At 76.0% G+C, this 21,690-nt stretch carries 2 protein-coding genes; both read left to right on the top strand.

Going from position 1 to position 21,690, the window contains the following annotated elements:
- Window positions 1-81 precede the first annotated feature (81 nt).
- The gene (locus OG875_RS00385; protein ID WP_330172173.1) at window positions 82-10,920 is read left to right on the top strand and encodes a type I polyketide synthase; all 10,839 of its coding nucleotides are present in this window, start codon (window positions 82-84) and stop codon (window positions 10,918-10,920) included.
- A 118-nt stretch (window positions 10,921-11,038) separates the two neighbouring features.
- The gene (locus OG875_RS00380) at window positions 11,039-21,688 is read left to right on the top strand and encodes a type I polyketide synthase (protein WP_330172172.1); all 10,650 of its coding nucleotides are present in this window, start codon (window positions 11,039-11,041) and stop codon (window positions 21,686-21,688) included.
- Window positions 21,689-21,690 lie beyond the last annotated feature (2 nt).

The following is a 21,690-nucleotide window of genomic DNA, read 5'->3' as shown; positions in this document are numbered from 1 at the left end:
ACTTTTCTGTTGCCTGATTACGGTTCACGTCATACGGGTGTCGACCGATGGGGACATGCGTCGATGAATGGAGATGCGTCGATGAACACGACCGGTTCGGACTCGGCACTGGCCCGACTGCTGGCCGCCACCGCGCCGTCGGAGCGCCGCAGGCTGGTCCTCGAACGGGTGAGCGACCACCTCGGCGCGGCGCTGCGGGCCGCCCGCCCCGAACTCGGCCGGGTCGACACCTCACTGCCGTTCGCCGACCTCGGCCTCGACTCGCTGGCCGCCGTCGACCTGCACCGCAGGCTCACCGAGGAGACCGGGCTGCGGCTGCCCGTGACCGTCGCGTACGACTGCCCCACCGCCGAGGTCCTCGCCGACCGGCTGATCGCCGAAGCCCTCGGCGCCGTTGCCGAGGCACCGGTCGCCGCCGAGCACACCGGCGACGACGAACCGGTCGCGATCGTGGGCATCGGCTGCCGCTTCCCCGGCGGCGTCGACACGCCCGACGACCTGTGGCGGCTGCTCGACCGGGGCGGCGAGGTGCTGTCCTCGTTCCCCGACGACCGCGGCTGGGACCTGGACGCGCTTTTCGGGGACGACCCCGACACGCCCGGCAGCAGCTACGCGCGCGCCGGCGGATTCCTCACCACCGCCACCGGGTTCGACGCCGACTTCTTCGGCATCAGCCCGCGCGAGGCGCTCGGCATGGACCCCCAGCAGCGGCTGGTGCTGGAGACCGCCTGGCACGCGCTGGAGGACGCGGGCATCGACCCGCGCACCCTGCACGGCAGCTCCACCGGCACGTTCGTCGGCGCCGAGATCCAGGAGTACGGGCCCCGCCTGCACGACGCCCCCGATGGGCTCGACGCCTATCTGCTCACCGGCAACGCCTCCAGCGTCATCTCCGGACGTGTCGCCTACGTCCTGGGCGCCGAGGGCCCCGCCGTCACCGTCGACACCGCCTGCTCCGCCTCCCTCGTCGCGCTGCACCTCGCCTGCCAGTCCCTCGCCCGGGGCGAGTCCTCCCTCGCGCTCGCGGGCGGCGTCGCCGTCATGGGCGGGCCCGGCGTCTTCACCGCGTTCAGCCGGCAGCGCGGACTGGCGCCCGACGGCAGGTGCAAGGCGTTCGCCGCCGCCGCCGACGGCACGGGCTTCGCCGAGGGCGTCGGCATCCTCGTCCTCGAACGGCTCTCCGACGCCCGCCGCAACGGCCACCGCGTCCTCGCCGTCGTCCGGGGCTCCGCCATCAACCAGGACGGCGCGTCCAACGGACTCACCGCCCCCAGCGGCACCTCCCAGCAGCGCCTGATCCGCCAGGCCCTCGCCAACGCGGGCCTCACCGCCGCCGACGTCGACGTGGTCGACGCCCACGGCACCGGCACCCGGCTCGGCGACCCCATCGAGGCCGACGCCATCCTCGCCACATACGGCCAGGACCGGCCCGAGGACGCCCCGCTGCTGCTCGGCTCCGTCAAGTCCAACCTCGGGCACACCCAGGGCGCGGCGGGTGTGGCCGGTGTCATCAAGATGGTCCTCGGCATGCGGCACGGCCGGGTGCCCCGGACCCTGCACATCGACGAGCCGACCCCGCACGTCGACTGGACCGGCGGCGCGGTGGAACTGGTCACCGAGGCGCGGCCCTGGCCCGAGACGGGCCGGCCCCGGCGCGCGGGCGTCTCCTCGTTCGGCGTCAGCGGCACCAACGCGCACCTGGTCCTGGAGGCCCCGGAGGAGGCGACGCCCGAGCCGGTGGCGGAGCCGGTTGACGGCGGCCTGCCCGCCGTGGCCGCCGTCCTGCCGTTCGTGCTCTCCGGCCGGGGCGAGGAGGCGCTGCGCGCCCGCGCCGCAGACCTCCTCCCGCTGCTCGGCCACACCGACCACCCCGACCACACCGACGGCGCCGAACCCGCCGCGCTCGCCGACCTCGCGCTCTCCCTCGCCACCACCCGCACCGCCCTGGACGAACGGGCCGTCGTCGTCACCGACGACCGCGAGGAACTGCGCGCCGCGCTCGCCGCCCTCGCCGACGGCGCCGCCCCGGTGACCACCACCGTCGCCGGAAAGCTCGCCTTCCTCTTCACCGGCCAGGGCAGCCAGCGCCTCGCCATGGGCGCCGAACTCGCCGACGCCCACCCGGTGTTCGCCGACGCCCTGGACGACGCCCTCGCCTACCTCGACATGCACCTCGACCGCCCGCTCGGCGACATCCTGTTCGCCGACCCGGACGGCCCGGACGCCGCCCTTCTGCACCGCACCGAGTACGCGCAGCCCGCGCTCTTCGCCGTCGGGACCGCGCTGTTCCGCCTCGCCGAGAGCTGGGGCCTGACCCCCGACTACCTCGCGGGCCACTCCATCGGCGAGATCACCGCCGCGCACGTCGCCGGAGTCCTGTCCCTGGAGGACGCGGCCATCCTCGTCACCACCCGGGGCCGGCTCATGAGCGAACTGCCCGCCGGAGGCGCCATGGTGGCCGTCCGCGCCACCCCCGACGAGGTCGCGCCGCTGCTCACCCCCCGTACCGGCATCGCCGCCGTCAACGGCCCCGACTCGGTCGTCGTCTCCGGCGCCGAGGACGACGTCCTCGCCGTCGCCGGGGAGCTGGCGGGCCGCGGCCGGGACACCAAGCGGCTCAGGGTCTCGCACGCCTTCCACTCCCCGCTGATGGAACCCGTGCTGGAGGAGTTCCGCCGCGTCACCAAGACCCTCGCCTACCGGACACCCACCCTGCCCGTCGTGTCGACCGTGACCGGCCGCCTCGCGGGCGAGGAGATGCTCGACCCCGAGTACTGGGTCGAGCACGTCCGCGCCCAGGTCCGCTTCCACGACGCCGTCGGCGCCCTGGAGGACTCCGGGGCCCGCACCTTCCTCGAACTCGGCCCCGACGCGGTCCTCAGCGTCATGGGCCAGGACGGCGCCCGCCACGAGGACACCGCCTTCGCCCCGCTGCTGCGCCGCGACCGGCCCGAAGTGCCCGAGGCCATGGGCGCGCTGGCGTTCGCGTACGGCAGGGGAGTGCCCGTCGACTGGCGGCGCTTCTTCGACGGCACCGGGGCCCGGCCGGTCGCGCTGCCCACCTACCCCTTCCGGCGCCGGCGCTTCTGGCTCGAACAGGGCAGCGGCACCGTCGACGCCGCCGGACTCGGCCAACTGCCCGCCGGACACCCGCTGCTCGGCGCCGTGGTCGCCGTCGGCGCCCAGGGCGTCGTCCTCACCGGACGGCTCTCCACCCGCACCCACCCCTGGCTCGCCGGCCATGTCATCGACGGCCGCATCCTCTTCCCGGGCACCGCGTTCGTGGAACTCGCCCTGCACGCCGCCGGACAGGCCGGCGCCACGTCCGTGGAGGAACTCACCCTCGGCGCGCCCCTCGTGCTCCCGCCCGACGGCACCGGCGTCGCCGTCCAGGTCGCCGTCGGCGAACAGGACGCGAGCGGCCGGATCCCGCTGACCGTCCACTCCCGCCCCGAGAGCGCCGGCACCGGCCCCTGGACCCAGCACGCGGCGGGCGTCCTCGCCACCGCCCCGGCCCCCGCCCCCGCAGGACCGGAGAGCTGGCCGCCGCCCGGCGCCGAACCCGTCGACGTGAGCGGCCTGTACGACACGCTGGACGGGCGGGGTTACGCGTACGGCCCCGCCTTCCGGGGCGTCACCGCCGCCTGGCGGCACGGCGACGTCACGTACGCCGAGGTCGCCCTGCCCGCCGGGACCGCCGACCCGGCAGGCTTCGGCCTGCACCCGGCGCTGCTCGACGCGGCCCTGCACGCCTCCGACGACGACACCTCCCCCGACGACCCCGACGGCTCCTCCCCGGCCCGCCGGGGCGAGATCCTCGTCCCGTTCGCCTGGACCGGCGTCACGCTCCACGCCTCGGGCGCCGCCGCCGTCCGCGTACGCCTCACCCGCACCGGTCACGACTCCCTCGCGCTGCTGCTCACCGACGCCACGGGGGCGCCCGTCGCCGAGGTCGCGGGCCTGGTCTCCCGGCCCGTACCGGGCGCCGACACCCTGTACACGCTGCGCGCCCACCCCGTCGCGGCGCCCTCCGGCGCGGACGCCGGACACCTCGCCGAACTGGACGACCCGGCGGCGGACGGCGCCCCGGAGCCCACCGCCGTGGTGTTCCGTGTCCCCGTCGGCGACGAGGAACCCCTCACGGGAGCCCGCGCCGCGACCGCCCGCACCCTGCGGGTCCTCCAGTCCTGGCTCACCGAGGACCGGTCCGGCGCCGCGCCGCTCGCCGTCGTCACCTCCACCTCCCTCGCGCACGCGCCCATCGAGGGCCTGGTGCGCTCCGCGCAGGCCGAGAACCCCGGCCGCTTCGTCCTCGTCCGGCACGACGGCGAACTGCCCGACCCCCTGCTCGCCGCCGCCCTGGCCACCGGGGAACCGGAAGTGCTCGTCTCCGGCGGCGAGTTGACCGCCCCCCGGCTGACGGCGCTGCCGGCCGGCACCGGCACCCCGCCCGTCTGGGGCCGGGTCCTGATCACCGGCGGCACCGGCGGACTGGGCGGACTGCTCGCCCGCCACCTCGTCACCCGGCACGGCGTGCGCGACCTCGTCCTCGTCGGCCGGCGCGGCAGCGCACCCGAACTGGTCGCGGAACTCGCCGGGGCGGGAGCCACCGCCACCGTCGTCGGCTGTGACGTCGGCGACCGGACCGCCCTCGCCGACCTGCTCGACCGCCACCCCGTCGACTCCGTCGTCCACGCGGCGGGCATCGTCCACGACGGGGTGATCGGCACCCTCACCGACGAACTCGTGGACGAGGTCTTCCGCGCCAAGGCCGACGGCGCCTGGCATCTGCACGAACTCACCCGCGACCGGCCGCTCTCCGCGTTCGTGCTGTTCTCCTCACTCGCCGCCGTCCTCGACGGCGCCGGCCAGGGCAACTACGCCGCCGCCAACGCCTTCGTCGACGCCCTCGCCGAACACCGCGCCACCCTCGGCCTGCCCGCCACCGCCCTGTCCTGGGGCCTGTGGGCCACCGACACCGGCATGGGCGCGGCCCTCGACACCACGGCACTCGAACGCATCGCCGGCCACGGCATGCCCGGACTCAGCGCCGCCCGCTCCCTGGAACTCTTCGACGCCGCCGTGCGGACCGACGAGACCCGCGTCGTGCCCGTCGAGGTCGACGCCGCCGCCGTCCGCGGCCGGGCCGGGGGAGTGCCGCCCCTGCTCAGCCGTATCGTCCGGCCCGCCCCCCGGCACACCGCCCCCGTCGCCGCCCCCGCCGCGCACGGCGCCCCGTCCGCCGCCTCCCTGCCGCCCCGGGAACGCGACCGCGCCCTGCTGGACCTGGTGCGCACCGAGGTCGCCGCCGTCCTGCGGCACGACAGCGCCGCCGCCGTCCCGCCTGCCCGCGCCTTCACCGAACTCGGCTTCGACTCGCTCGCCGCCGTCGAACTGCGCAACCGGCTGGGCACCGCCACCGGGCTGCGCCTGCCCTCCACCCTGGTCTTCGACCACCCCAACTCCAAGGCCCTCGCCGCCCATCTGCGCGAGACGCTGTACGGACCCGAGGACAGCGCCACCGACGCCACCGCCCCCGCGCCCGGCACCGCCAGGACCGACGAACCGATCGCGATCGTCGGCATGAGCTGCCGCTTCCCCGGCGGCGTACGGTCCCCCGAGGACCTCTGGCGGCTGGTCGCCGACGGCACGGACGCGATCGGCGGCTTCCCCGCCGACCGGGGCTGGGACGCCGAGGCACTGTACGACCCCGAGCCCGGCAAGCCCGGCCGGACGTACGCCCGCGAAGGCGGATTCCTCTACGACGCCGCCGAGTTCGACGCCGACTTCTTCGGCATCAGCCCCCGCGAGGCCGCCGCCATGGACCCGCAGCAGCGGCTGCTGCTCGAAGTGTCCTGGGAGGCGTGCGAACGCGCGGGCATCGACCCCGACGCGCTGCGCGGCAGCGCCACCGGCGTGTTCGCGGGCGTCATGTACCACGACTACGGCAGCTGGCTCACCGACGTACCGGACGACGTGGCCGCGTACCTCGGCAACGGCAGCCTGGGCAGCGTCGTGTCCGGCCGCGTCGCCTACGCGCTCGGACTGGAGGGCCCCGCGCTCACCGTCGACACCGCGTGCTCCTCGTCCCTGGTCACCCTGCACCTGGCCGCCCAGGCGCTGCGCGGCGGCGAATGCTCCCTCGCGCTGGTCGGCGGCGTCACCGTCATGTCGACCCCCGACACGTTCGTCGACTTCAGCAGACAGCGCGGACTGGCGAGCGACGGACGCTGCAAGTCCTTCGCGACCGCCGCCGACGGCACCGGCTGGGGCGAGGGCGTCGGCATGCTGGTGATGGAACGCCTCTCCGACGCCCGCCGCAACGGCCACCAGGTCCTCGCCGTGGTCAGCGGCTCCGCCGTCAACTCCGACGGCGCGTCCAACGGACTCACCGCGCCCAACGGCCCCTCCCAGCAGCGCGTCATCCGCGCCGCCCTCGACGCGGGCGGACTGAAGCCCGGCGACGTCGACGCCGTCGAGGGACACGGCACCGGCACCACCCTCGGCGACCCCATCGAGGCCCAGGCGCTGCTCGCCACCTACGGCCAGGACCGGCCGCTGGACCGGCCGCTGTGGCTCGGCTCCGTCAAGTCGAACATCGGGCACACCCAGGCCGCCGCCGGAGTCGCCGGCGTGATCAAGATGATCATGGCGATGCGGCACACGACCCTGCCCCGCACCCTGCACGTCGACGCGCCGTCCGACCAGGTCGACTGGGACGCCGGCGCGGTACGGCTGCTCACCGAGGACCAGGCGTGGCACCGCCCCGAGGGACCGCTGCGCGCCGGCATCTCCTCGTTCGGCATCAGCGGCACCAACGCCCACGTCATCATCGAACAGCCCGCCGCCGACCCGCGGGGGCCCGCCGCCGCACCGCGGCCGGCCGCCGACGAGCCCGGCCTGCCGACGCCCACCCCCGTGCCCGTCTCCGCGCGCTCCGCCGACGCGCTGCGCGGCCAGGCCGCCGCCCTGCGCGCCGTCGACGCCCACCCCGCCGACCTCGGCCACGCCCTCACCACCCGGCGCGCCACCCACCCCCACCGCGCCGTACTGCTCACCGCCGACCGCGCCGGGACCACCGCCGGACTCGACGCCCTCGCCGGGGGCGCCGACCACGACGGGCTGATCACCGGCACCGTCACCGACGGCACCACCGCCTTCCTCTTCTCCGGCCAGGGCGCCCAGCGCCCCGGCATGGGCCGCGCCTGGTACGACACCTGGCCCGTGTACGCCGAACACTTCGACGCGGCAGCCGCCCTGCTCGACCGGGACCTCGAACACCCCCTGGCCGACGTGGTGTTCGGCGACCGCTCCGACCTGCTGGAGCAGACCGCCTACACCCAGGCCGCGCTCTTCGCGACCCAGGTCGCCCTCTGCCGTCTGCTGGAGTCCTGGGGCGTGCGCCCCGACGCGCTCGCCGGGCACTCCGTGGGCGAGTTCGCCGCCGCCCACGTCGCGGGCGTCTGGTCCCTGGAGGCCGCCGCCACGGCCGTCGGCGCCCGGGGCCGGCTGATGGGGGCACTGCCCGAGGGCGGCGCCATGGTCTCCGTCCGCGCCACCGAGGACGAGATACGGCCCCTGCTCGACGCCCGCACCAGCATCGCCGCCGTCAACGGCCCCCGCGCCGTGGTGGTCTCCGGCGACGAGGACACCGTCCTCGCCCTCACCGGGGGCCTGGACTCCGCCAAACGGCTGCGCGTCTCCCACGCCTTCCACTCGCCGCGCATGGACGCCATGCTCGACGACTTCCGCGCCGTCGTCGCCGCCCTGCCCACCGCCGAACCGCGCGTCCCCGTCGTGTCCACCCTCACCGGCCGCACCGCGAGCGCCGACGAACTGCGCTCCGCCGACTACTGGGTCCGGCACGTACGGGAGACCGTCCGCTTCGCCGACGCCGTCACCACCCTGCACACCCAGGGCGTCGACACCTTCCTGGAGATCGGACCCGCCGCCGTCCTCACCGCCCTCGGCCCCGACTGCCTGCCCGAGACGGCCGACAGCGCCTTCGTCCCCGCCGCCCGCAAGGACCGCGACCCGCTGCGCGACCTGCTCGGCGCCGTCGCCGCCCTGCACACCCGGGGCACGGACGTCGACTGGCCCGCCCTGTACGGCGGACGCCCCGCCGAACCCGTCGAGCTGCCCACGTACGCCTTCGCGCACCGCCGCTTCTGGCTCGACATCCCCGCCGTCCGGGGCGACGCCGACGGCTTCGGCCTCACCCCCGTCGACCACCCGCTCGTCAGCGCCGTCGTCCGGCGGGCCGGCTCCGACGACATCCTGCTGACCGGACGCGTCTCCACCACCACCCACCCCGTGCTCGCCGAACACGCCGTCCTCGGCACCACCCTGCTGCCCGGTACCGCCCTGGTGGACCTGGCCGTCCTGGCCGGCGACCTCGTGGGCCTGCCCGTCCTCGAAGAACTCACCCTCCAGGCACCCCTGGTGCTGCCCGGCACCGGCGCGGTCAAGCTCCAGGTCGCGGCGGGCGCCGACGGCACCGTGGAGATCTTCTCCCGACCCGAGAGCGAGGGCGACGCCGCCGAGTGGACCCGCCACGCCACCGGCGTCCTCGGCCGCGAGGCCACCCCCGCCGAACCCGTAGGCACCTGGCCGCCCCCCGGCGCCACCCCCGTCGACACCACCGCGCTGTACGAGCGGATGAGCGCCGACGGTTACGACTACGGCCCCGTCTTCCGGGGCGTCGGCGCCGCCTGGCGGCGCGGCGGGGAGGTCTACGCCGAACTCGCGCTCCCCGCCACGGCCCGGTCCGACGCCGCGCGCTTCGGTATCCACCCCGCGCTGCTCGACGCCGCCCTGCACGTCTCGTCGTTCCTCGACACCGACGACGACCGGCCCGGCGGCGAGGGCGACGGCGTCCACCTGCCGTTCGCCTGGAACGGCGTCACCCTGCACGCCGCCGGAGCCCACACGGCCCGGGTCCGCCTCGTACGCGGCGCCGACAAGGAGATCCGGCTCGACCTCGCCGACACCGACGGCGTCCCCCTCGTCTCCGTCGCCTCCTACCTGACCCGCCCCGTCACCGCCGGCGGACTGAACGGCGGCGACGACTCGCTGTACACCGTCGTCCCCGTACCGCTGCCCCCGCACACCGGCACCCGCCCCGCCCCGCGCTACGCCGTCCTCGGCGACGACGACCTCGGGCTCGGCGCCCCGCTCGCCGCCACCCCCGCCGACCTCACCGAGCCCGCCGACGTGGTCGTCCTGCCCGTACCCGAGACCCACGGCGTGCCGAGCGACGTCCCCGCCGCGCTGCGCACCGCCCTCGACACGGTGCTCCCCGTCCTCGGCCGCTGGCCCGCCGACCCCCGCCACGCCGACGCCACGCTGGTCGTGGCGACCGGCCCCGGACTCGTCGGCGCCACCGTGCGCGGACTGGTACGCGCCGCCCAGGCCGAGGAACCCGGCCGCACCGTCCTCGTCCGCGTCGACGAGGGCAGCCTCACCCGCGCCGCGCTCGCCGCCGTACTCGCCACCGGGGAACCCGAACTGATCGTGCGCGGAGCCGAGTTGAGCGCCCCCCGGCTGACCAGGGCCCGCCCCGCCCCGGCGGCCGAGACCCCCGACTGGGGCACCGTCCTGATCACCGGCGGCACCGGCGGCCTCGGCGCGCTCGTCGCCCGCCACCTGGCCGCCCGGCACGGCGTCACCCGCCTCGTCCTCGCGAGCCGCAGCGGCACCGCCGCCCCCGGCAGTGACCGGCTCGTCGCGGACCTCGCCGAACTCGGCGCCCGCGCCCGGGTGGTGAGCTGCGACGTCGGCGACCGCGCCGCACTCGCCCGGCTCCTCCAGCGCCACCGCGTCGACAGCGTCGTCCACACGGCGGGCGTCCTCGACGACGGCACCGTCACCTCGCTCACCCCCGGGCGCGTCGACACCGTGCTCCGCCCCAAGGCCGACGCGGCCTGGCACCTGCACGAACTGACGAAGGATCAGGACCTCGCGCACTTCGTGCTGTTCTCCTCGGCGGCCGGCACCCTGGACGCCGGCGGCCAGGGCAACTACGCCGCCGCCAACGCCTTCCTCGACGCCCTCGCCGAGCACCGCGCCTCCACCGGCCTGCCCGCCGTGTCCCTCGCCTGGGGCCTGTGGTCCGAGGGCGGCGGCATGGGCGCGTCCCTCACCGACGCCGACCTCCGCCGTATCGAGCGCTCCGGCATCGGCGCCCTGACGGCCGACGAGGGACTGGCCCTCTTCGACACCGCCGTCGGCTCCGGACTCACCACCCTCGTCCCCGTACGGCTGGACACCGCCGCCCTGCGCCGGCGCGGCGACGACCTGCCCGCCGCCCTGCGCGGCCTCGTGCCCGCCGCCGCGCGCCGCGAGACACGGGAGACACCCCGGCTCACCCTCGCGGAGCGGCTCGCGACCACCCCCGCGGCCGACCACGGGTTCACCGTCCTCGAAGCGGTACGCACCGAGGTCGCCGCCGTCCTCGGCCACGACGGGCCCCTCGCGGTCGAGCCCCGCAAGGCGTTCACCGACCTCGGCTTCGACTCCCTGGCCGCCGTGGAACTCCGCAACCGGCTCAACACCGTCAGCGGACTGCGGCTGCCCTCCACGATGATCTTCGACCACGCGACCCCGGCGGCCCTCGCCGACTTCCTGCTGGCGACGATCGCCCCCGGGCCCGGCCCGGCGGAGCGGGGCGGGGCGGCGGGGGACCACGACGAGTCCACCGTCCGTGACCTGCTCGCCCGGATCCCGGTGGAGAACCTGCGCCGCTCCGGGCTGCTCGACACGCTCATGGCGATGGGCCGCGACGCGGGCACCCCGCCCGCGCCCGGCGGCACGCCGACGCCCGCACCGGCGGCCCAGGCCCCCGACCGGACCGACGCGATCAAGGACATGGCCGTCGCCGACCTCGTCCGCGCCGCCCTCGACCGGGGCGCCTCCGGCTGACCCCCGACCGCCGCACGGCGCGGCACGCCCGTACGGCCCCACGCCGCATGACCCACGCCACACGACCCGCGGCCGCGCGACACAGGCACGGTCGAGCAACCAGGGAGCGACCCCAACCGTGGACACATCCGTCGAACAGATCGTCGAGGCGCTGCGCGAGTCGCTCCTGGAGAGCGAGCGGCTGCGCCAGGAGAACGAGAAGCTCACCGACGCCGCGCGCGAACCCGTCGCCATCGTCGCGATGAGCTGTCGCTACCCCGGCGGTGTCACCTCGCCCGAGGAGCTGTGGCGTCTCGTCGACGAGGGGGCCGACGCGATCGGCGACTTCCCCGCCGACCGGGGCTGGGACGTCGACGGGCTGTACGACCCCGACCCCGACGCACCCGGCAAGACCCATGTGCGCGAAGGCGGATTCCTCCACGACGCCCCCCTGTTCGACGCCGAGTTCTTCGGCATCTCCCCGCGCGAGGCCCTCGCCACCGACCCCCAGCAGCGACTGCTGCTGGAGACGTCCTGGGAGGCGTTCGAGCGCGCGGGCATCGACCCGGAGACCGTACGCGGCAGCCGTACCGGCATCTTCGCGGGCGTCATGTACCACGACTACGGCAGCTGGCTCACCGAGGTCCCCGAAGAGGTCGAGGGCTACCTCGGCAACGGCAGCCTCGGCAGCGTCGCCTCCGGCCGCGTCTCCTACACCCTCGGCCTGGAGGGACCCGCCGTCACCATCGACACGGCCTGCTCCTCCTCACTGGTCGCCCTGCACCTCGCCGTGCAGTCGCTGCGCCAGGGCGAGTGCACCCTCGCGCTGGCCGGCGGCGTCACCGTCATGTCGACCCCCGACACCTTCGTCGACTTCAGCAAGCAGCGCGGTCTCGCCCTCGACGGCCGCTGCAAGTCCTTCGCCGCCTCCGCCGACGGCACCGGCTGGGGCGAGGGCGTCGGCATGCTCCTCCTGGAACGGCTCTCCGACGCCCGCCGCAACGGGCACCGGGTGCTCGGGGTCGTCCGCGGCAGCGCCACCAACCAGGACGGCGCCTCCAACGGCCTCACCGCGCCCAACGGCCCCTCGCAGCAGCGCGTCATCCGACAGGCCCTGGCCGGCGCCGGACTGACGGCACGTCAGGTGCACGCCGTCGAGGCCCACGGCACCGGCACCCCGCTCGGCGACCCCATCGAGGCGCAGGCGCTGCTCGCCACCTACGGCCAGGACCGGGGCGACGCGGAACCCCTGTGGCTCGGCTCCGTCAAGTCGAACATCGGGCACACCCAGGCCGCCGCCGGCGTCGCCGGTGTGATCAAGATGGTCATGGCGATCCGCCACGGCCGCCTCCCGAAGACCCTGCACGCCGACGACCGCACCCCCCAGGTCGACTGGGAGGCCGGAGACGTACGGCTCCTCACCGAGAACCGGCCCTGGCCCGAGACCGGCGAACCCCGGCGTGCCGCCGTCTCCTCCTTCGGCATCAGCGGCACCAACGCGCACGTCATCGTCGAGGCGGCCCCGGACGAGACCGCCGACAGCCCCGCCGCCGACGGCACCCCGGAACCCGCCCCCGCCGCCGGGGACACGGCGCACGGACCCCTGCCGCTGGTCCTGTCCGCCCGGGGCGAGCACGGACTCGCCGGCCAGGCCGCCCGCCTGCTGGACCACCTCGACACCACCGGCACCTCCCTGCCCGGCCTCGCGCACGCCCTCGCCACCACCCGCGCCGCCCTCGACCGGCGCGCCGTCGTCGTCGGCGCGGACCGGCCCGCCGTCACCGCCGCGCTCACCGCCCTCGCCGACGGCGAGGGCGCCCCCGGCCTCGTACGCGGCGAGCGCCGCAGCGAGTCCCGCACCGCCTTCGTCTTCCCCGGCCAGGGCTCCCAGTGGACCGGCATGGCCGCCGAACTGATCGACGCCTCACCCGAGTTCACCGCCTCGATGACCGAATGTGCCGAGGCACTGGCCCCGTTCACCGACTGGGACCTGCTGAAGGTGCTCCGCGCCGGCGAACCCCTCGACCGCGTCGACGTCGTCCAGCCCGCCCTGTGGGCGGTCCTCGTCTCCCTCGCCCGCCTGTGGCAGGCCCACGGCGTGCGGCCCGCCGCCGTGATCGGCCACTCCCAGGGCGAGATCGCCGCCGCCGTCGTCGCCGGCGCGCTGTCCGTCGACGACGGCGCCAAGGTGGTGGCCCTGCGCAGCCGCGCCATCGCCGACGAACTCTCCGCGCGCGGCGCCATGATGTCCGTCGGACTGCCCGTCGAGGAGGTGCGGCCCAAACTCGCCGCGTACGGCGGCAGACTGTCGGTGGCCGCCGTCAACGGCGCCTCCTCCGTGGTGCTCTCCGGCGACGCCGACGCCGTGGACGACCTGCGGGACGCCCTCGTCGCCGAAGGCGCCCGCGCCAAACGGCTCCCCGTGGACTACGCCTCGCACTCCGCCCAGGTGGAGACCATCCGCGAACGGCTGCTGACCGACCTCGCCGGACTACGCCCCCGCGCCGCCGAGGTGCCGTTCTACTCCACCGTCACCGGCGCGCTCCTCGACACCACCACCATGGACGCCGAGTACTGGTACACCAACCTGCGCGGCAGCGTCCTGTTCGGCGACACCACCAAGGTCCTGCTCGGCGCCGGCTACGGCGTGTTCGTCGAATGCAGCCCGCACCCCGTCCTGCTCCACAGCATCGAGGAGACCGCCGACGCGGCCGGCACCGGGATCACCGGGGTCGGCTCCCTGCGCCGCGACGAGGGCGGCCCCGCCCGGTTCCTCACCTCACTGGCGGAGGCGTTCGTCCGGGGCGTCCCCGTCGACTGGTCGCCCGCCCTCCCCGCCCCCGGCGACCCGACCGCCGAACTGCCCACGTACGCCTTCCAGCGCGAGCGCTACTGGCTCGGCGCCTCCGCCGCCACCGGCGACCTGGGCGCCGCCGGCCTCGCCGCCACCGGCCACCCCCTGCTGGCCGCCGCCGTCACGGTCGCCGACGGCGGCACGCTCCTCACCGGCCGGCTCTCGCTCGCCACCATGCCCTGGCTCGCCGACCACGGCGTCGGCGGCACCGTCCTCCTGCCGGGCACCGCCCTCGTCGAACTCGCCCTCGGCGCCGGCCACCGGGCGGGCTGCGGCCACCTCGAAGAACTCACCCTCCAGACCCCGCTGCCCGTCCCGGCCCGCGGCGCCGTCCAGCTCCAGGTACGGCTCGCCGAACCCGACACCACCGGCCGCCGCGACCTGACCGTGCACGCCCGCCCCGACGACCACGACGCCGACTGGACCCCCGTCGCCACCGGCCTGCTGGCCCCCGAGACGGCCGAACCCGGCTTCGACCTGGCAGCCTGGCCCCCGGCGGGGGCACAGCCCGTACCCCTGGACGGCCTGTACGACGGACTCGCCGCACAGGGCTACGACTACGGCCCCGCCTTCCAGGGCCTGCGCGCCCTCTGGCGGCGCGGCGACGAGACGTTCGCCGAGGTCGAACTGCCCGCCGGTGTCGAGCCGGACCGCTTCGGCCTGCACCCCGCCCTGTTCGACGCCGCCCTGCACGCGGTGGGCGCCGGCATCCCCGACGACGGCCCCGCCCGGCTCCCGTTCGTCTGGAACGACGTGGCGCTCCACGCCACCGGCGCCCGCGAACTCCGCGTCCACGTCGTCGGCGGCGACACCCCCGCCCTGTACCTCGCCGACACCACGGGCGGCCCCGTCGCCACCGTGGGCGCCCTGCACGCGCGCCCCGTCGACACCGGCGCCCTCGGCGCCGCGGCCCGCCCGGACGCCCTCTTCACCCTGGAGTGGGTCCCGGCCCCCGCCCCCGGCCAGGCGTCACCGGTCCCGTACACCGTCCTCGGCGGTACGGACGCCGCCCCCGGCGACGCCGACCCGGCCACCGCCCTGACCCAGCTGCTCGACGGCACACACGACCTCCCGGACATCGTCGTACTGCCCGTGCGCACCGACCCCGCCGCCGACGGCGTGACCGCGCTGCGGACCGCCACCCGCACCGCCCTCACCACCCTCCGCACCTGGCTGGCCGCGCCCGAACGCACCGGCTCCGCCCGCCTGCTCCTCCTCACCGACCACGCCGTCCCCGCCGGCGGCGACGAGGTCCGCGACCCGGCCGCCGCCGCCGTCTGGGGCCTGGTCCGGGCCGCCCAGGAGGAGAACCCCGGCCAGTTCGTCCTCGCCGACGCCGACCGGGCCACCCCGGTCGACGCGGCCGTCGCGGCGGCCGTCGCCTGCGGCGAACCCCAACTGGCCCTGCGCGCGGGCACCGTGCTCGTCCCCCGGTTCGCCCGCCCCGCCTCCCGTACCACCGGCACACCCGACAGCCCCGCCGCCGCGCCCGACCCCGCCTTCACCGCCCACGGCACCGTCCTGATCACCGGCGGCACCGGCGTCCTCGGCCGGCTCGTCGCCCGCCACCTCGCCCGGACCTACGGCGTACGCCACCTGCTGCTCGTCAGCCGGAGCGGCGGCACCGCCGACGACCTCGCCGAACTGGCCGACCTCGCGGAGCTCGGCGCCCAGGTGACCGCCGCCCGCTGCGACGTCGCCGACCGGGACCAACTGGCCGCCCTGCTCGCCTCCGTACCCCCGGAAACACCGCTGACCGGAATCGTCCACCTCGCCGGCGCCCTCGACGACGGACTCGTCAGCGCGCTCACCGACGACCGGCTCGCCGCCGTCCTCGCCCCCAAGGCGGAAGCCGCCCGGCATCTGCACGACCTCACCCGCGACCTTGACCTCTCCGCGTTCGTCCTGTTCTCCTCCGCCGCGGGCACCCTCGACGGCGCCGGCCAGTCCGGCTACGCTGCCGCCAACGCCTACCTCGACGCCCTGGCCCACCACCGCCGGGCCCTCGGCCTGCCCGCCCTCTCCCTCGTCTGGGGCTACTGGGAACAGCGCACCGGCCTCACCGGACACCTCACCGACGACGACGTCGACCGCATGCGCCGCTCCGGTGTCCGCCCGCTGCCCACCGCCGAAGGGCTCGCCCTCCTCGACCGCGCCCTGGCCGGCGACGACCCGGTCGCCCTCCCGATCGGCCTCGACCTCCCCACGCTGCGCCGCGCCGACCGCGTCCCCGCCGTCCTCAGCGGCCTCGTGCCCCCGCCGGCCCGCCGCCGGGCCGCCGCCCGCAGCGGCGGCACCACCCTGCGCGACCGCCTCGCCGCGCTCGCCCGCACCGAACAGGACGCGCTGCTCCTCGAACTCGTCCGCACCCACGCCGCCGACGTCCTCGGCCACGGCCGGGACATGGTGCTCGACCCGCGCCGCTCCTTCCGCGAGACCGGCTTCGACTCCCTGACGGCCGTCGAACTGCGCAACCGCCTCGGCGCCGCCACCGGCCTGCGGCTGCCCGCGACGCTCGTCTTCGACCACCCGGACGCCACCGCCCTCGTCGGCCTGCTCCGCACCGAACTCGTCGGCCCCGACGACGACGTACCCGCACCCGCCGCGGTCACCGGCGCCGACACGGACGAGCCCGTCGCCCTGGTCGCCATGAGCTGCCGCTTCCCCGGCGGCGTCCGCACCCCCGAGGACCTGTGGGCCCTGCTCGCCGACGGCGGCGACGCCATCTCCGCCTTCCCCACGGACCGGGGCTGGGACCTCGACACCCTCTACGACCCCGAACCCGGCGTCCAGGACCGCACCAGCACCCTGCACGGCGGATTCCTGCACGACGCCGCCGACTTCGAACCCGACTTCTTCGGCATCGGCCCGCGCGAGGCACTGGCCATGGACCCGCAGCAGCGCCTGCTCCTGGAGACGTCCTGGGAGGCACTGGAACGCGCGGGCATCGACCCGCACGCGGTACGCGGCAGCCGTACGGGCGTCTTCACCGGCGTCATGTACCACGACTACGGCAGCCGTCTCACCCGCGTGCCCGACGCCGTGAAGGACTACCTCGGCAACGGCAGCCTCGGCAGCGTCGCCTCCGGCCGGGTCGCCTACACCCTCGGCCTCGAAGGCCCCACCCTCTCCGTCGACACCGCGTGCTCCTCCTCCCTGGTCGCCCTGCACCTCGCCGTACAGGCCCTCCAGCGCGGCGAGTGCGACCTCGCCCTCGCCGGCGGCGTGTCGGTCATGTCCACCCCGGACGCCTTCGTCGACTTCAGCAGGCAGCGCAACCTCGCCGCCGACGGCCGCACCAAGTCCTTCGCGGCGGGCGCCGACGGCACCTCCCTCTCCGAGGGCGCCGGCATGCTCCTCCTCGAACGGCTCTCCGACGCGGAGCGGCTCGGCCACGAGGTGCTCGCCGTCGTACGCGGCTCGGCCGTCAACCAGGACGGCGCGTCCAACGGCCTCACCGCGCCCAACGGCCCGTCCCAGCAACGGGTGATCCGCGCGGCTCTCTCCCGGGCCCGGCTGTCCGCCACCGACGTCGACGCCGTGGAGGGACACGGCACCGGCACCACGCTCGGCGACCCGATCGAGGCCCAGGCACTCCTCGCCACCTACGGCCAAGGACGCCCGGACGACGCCCCGTTGCTCCTCGGATCGGTCAAGTCCAACCTCGGCCACACCCAGGCCGCCGCCGGTGTCGCGGGCGTCATGAAGATGGTCCTCGCCATCCGGCACGGCGTCGTCCCCGGAACCCTCCACGTGGACGAGGCGTCCGGCCAGGTCGACTGGACCGCCGGCGCCGTGGAACTGGTCCGCGAGCCCCGCGACTGGCCCGAGACCGGCCACCCCCGCCGCGCCGGTGTGTCGTCCTTCGGCATCAGCGGCACCAACGCCCACGTCATCATCGAACAGGCCCCGCCCGCACCCGCGACCCCGGACCCCGAACCGGCTGACACCGAGCGCCCGTTGCTGCCCCTCCTCCTCTCCGGAAACACCCCCGAAGGACTCGCCGCCCACGCCCGGAGCCTGCTCGCCGTCGCCGACACCCCCCTGCCCGACCTCGCCCACGCGCTGGCCACCGGCAGGGCCGCCCTCGCCCACCGGGGCGCCGTCGTCGCCCGCGACCGCGACGAACTCGTCACCGCCCTCACCACCCTCGCCGACGGCGGCACCTCCCCCCTCGTCGTACGCGGCAAGCCCGCCCCCGGCGCCCTCGCCTTCCTCTTCACCGGCCAGGGAGCCCAACGCCCCCGCATGGGAAGGGAGTTGTACGACACCTTCCCCGCCTACCGCGACGCGCTCGACACCGTCTGCGCCGCCTTCGACCGCCACCTCGACCGCCCGCTCCTCGACGTGATCCACGCCGAACCCGGCTCCGACGAGGCCGCCGCCCTCGACCGCACCCTCTACACCCAGAGCGCCCTGTTCGCCGTCGAGACCGCCCTCTTCCGGCTCCTCGACTCCCTCGGCGTACGCCCCGGCCTGCTCGCCGGACACTCGATCGGCGAGCTCACCGCCGCCCACGCGGCAGGCGTCATGTCCCTGCCCGACGCGGCCCGCCTCGTCGCCGCCCGGGGACGGCTCATGCAGGACCTGCCCGAGGGCGGCGCCATGCTCGCCGTCGACGCCACCGAGGCCGAGGTCCTGCCCCACCTCACCCCGCTCGTCGGCATCGCCGCCGTCAACGGACCGAGCGCCGTCGTCGTGTCCGGCGCCGCGAACGAGGTCGAGAAACTCGCCGCCCACTTCACCGGCCGCCGCACCAAACGACTCCGGGTCAGCCACGCCTTCCACTCCCCGCTCATGGACCCGATGCTCGCCGCGTACGAAGAGGTCGCACGCGGCATCACGTTCACACCCCCCACCGTGCCCGTCGTCTCCGCCCTCACCGGCGCCCGCGCCACGGACGACGAACTCACCTCACCCGCCTACTGGGTACGCCACGCCCGGGAAGCCGTCCGCTTCCACGACGCCGTCCGCACCCTGGAGGCCGACGGCGCCCGGACCTTCCTCGAACTCGGCCCCGACGCCGTCCTCACCGTCATGGCCACCCAGAGCCTGGCCGACCCCGAGCGCTCCGGCCTCGTCCCCGCCCTGCGCCGCGACCGCGACGACTCCGCAGCCCTCGCGACCGCCCTCGCCACCCTCCACGTACGCGGCGTCCCCCTCGACCGGGAGCGCGCCTATCCCACGCCCGGCGCCCGCCGCGTCACCCTGCCCACCTACCCCTTCCAGCGGCGGCGCTTCTGGCTGGACGACGCACCGGCCCTGCCCGCCGACGCCCGCGGCCTCGGCCAGGACCCCGCCGCCCACCCCCTGCTCGGCGCCGCCCTCACCCTCGCCGACAGCGACACCACCCTGCTCACCGGGCGGCTGGCCCTCGACACCCACCCCTGGCTCGCCGACCACACCGTGGCCGGGGTGACCCTGCTGCCCGGCAGCGCCTTCGTCGAACTCGCCGTCCTGGCCGCCGACCGGACAGGCGCCGGCGGCATCGACGAACTCACCCTGGAACGGCCCCTCGTCCTCGACCCCGACACCGCCGTCCGGATCCAGGTCACGACCGGCGCACCGGACACCACGGGACGCAGGACCGTCGCCGTCCACGCCCGGCCCGACATCACCGACACCGCCGCCGCCTGGAGCCGGCACGCCACCGGATACCTCACGGCCGCCACCACCCCCGTACCCGACCCGCTCACCGCCTGGCCGCCCCCCGGCGCCGAGCCCGTCGACGTCACCGGCACCTACGCCCACCTCGCCGAACAGGGCTACGACTACGGCCCCACCTTCCGCTGCCTGCGCGCCGCCTGGCGCCTCGGCGACGAGGTGTACGCGGAACTCGCCCTGCCCGACAGCACCCCCGCCGACACCTTCGGCCTGCACCCCGCGCTCCTCGACTCCTCCCTGCACGCCATCGACCTGCTCGCCGGGCAGGACCCGACCGTGATGACCCTGCCGTTCTCCTGGGAGGGCGTCACCCTGCACCGCACCGGCGCCACCACGCTGCGCCTGCGCCTGACCCCCCACGGCACCGAGCGCATGGCACTGAGCCTGTACGACGGCGACGGCGCCCCCGTCGCCGAGGTGGCCGCGCTGCGCATCCGCCAGGTCACCGCCGAACAGCTCGACGCCGCCTCACCCACCCGCGGCGGCGGCCTCTACGCACTGCGCTGGACCCCCGCCCCCACCCCGACGGCCCCCGGACCCGACACCCCCGCGCCCCGTCTGCTGCGCCTCGACCCGGCCACCGGCCCGGCCGCCGCCGCACCCGCCGCCGCACGGGAGGCCGTCACCCGCGCCCTCGCCGCCCTCCAGGAACGGCTGGCCGACGAGGACCAAAGCGCACCGCTCGTCGTCGTCACCACCGGCGCCGTCGGAGTCTCGGAACCCGCCGACCCGGCCCAGGCCCCCCTCTGGGGCCTCGTCCGCTCGGCCGCCGTCGAACACCCCGGCCGCCTCGTGCTGGTCGACACCGACGGCGACCCCGCCTCCGAGACGGCGATCCCCGCCGCCGTGGCCACCGGGGCACCCGAGATCGCCCTGCGGGCCGGCCGCGCGTATCTGCCCGAACTCACCGAACCCGCCCTGCCCGCCACGCCGTTCACCGGGTTCACGCCCGACGGCACCGTCCTCGTCACGGGCGGCACCGGCAGCCTCGGACGGCTGCTCGCCGCCCACCTGATCACGGAGTACGGCGTCCGGCACCTGCTGCTCTGCGGACGGAGCGGGGACGACTCCGGTGCCCGGGAACTGCGCGACCTCGGCGCCGAGGTCACCGTCGCGGCCTGCGACGCGGCCGACCGCGAGGCCCTCGCGGCCCTGCTGGCGGGCATCCCGGCGACCCACCCGCTGACCGCCGTCGTGCACGCCGCCGGAGTCCTCGACGACGGCCTCGTCACCGAACTGACCCCCGAGCGGTTCGACACCGTCCTGCGGCCCAAGTCCGACGCGGCCTGGAACCTGCACGAACTGACCCGTGACCTGGAGCTGTCGGCGTTCGTCCTGTACTCGTCGGCGGCGGGCACCCTCGGCGCCGCCGGGCAGGCCAACTACGCCGCCGCCAACGCCTTCCTCGACGCGCTCGCCGCCCGGCGGCGGGCCGCCGGCCACCACGCGCTGTCCCTCGGCTGGGGTCTGTGGAACACCGGCACCGGCATGGCGGGCGGACTCGGCGAGGCCGAACTGCGCAGGCTGGCCAGGGACGGCATCGAACCGCTGACCGCCCCGCACGCCCTCGCCCTGTTCGACCGGGCCCTCGCCACCGACGCGCCGGCCCTGCTGCCCGTACGGCTGCGCCCCACCAAGGACGCGCCGCCGCTCGTCCGCGCGCTGCTGCCCGCCCCGTCGCGCCCGGCGGCGAAGGCCGCCGAGATCACCGCCGAACCGGCCGCCGACACCCGGCCGCTGCCGGACCGGCTCGCGTCCCTCGGCGCGGCCGACGCCCTGCGACTGCTGCTGGACACCGTGCGCGGCCATGTCGGAGACGTCCTCGGCCACACCGGGGCGGACGCCGTCGACACCGACCGCGGCTTCGGCGAACTGGGCGTCGACTCCCTCTCCGCGCTCGAACTGCGCAACCGCCTCGGCGCGGACACCGGTCTGCGGCTGTCGACCACCCTCACCTTCGACTACCCGACGCCGACCGCCCTCGCCGCCTACCTCTTCGACGAGCTGGGCATCACCCCGGACGACGCGCCGGACACCCCCGACGCGGAGGCGGAGGTCATCCGGCTCGAAGCCCTCGTCGACCCGGAGTCGGTCGACGCCGACCAGCGGTCCCGGGTGGCCCTGCGACTGGGCGCCCTGGCGGCCCGGTGGGCGGGGTCCGACACGGCGGGGGCCGGCGCGCCGTCCGGTTCCGGCCCGGCCGAACTCAGTTCCGTCTCCGCCGAGGAACTGCTCGGCATCCTGGACGACGAGCTGGGAAGCTTCAACTGACC

The sequence above is a fragment of the Streptomyces sp. NBC_01498 genome (assembly GCF_036327775.1).
Taxonomy (GTDB): Bacteria; Actinomycetota; Actinomycetes; order Streptomycetales; family Streptomycetaceae; genus Streptomyces.
The sequence above is the reverse complement of the archived record's forward strand: the minus strand, read 5'-3'. Positions and strand labels throughout refer to the sequence as shown.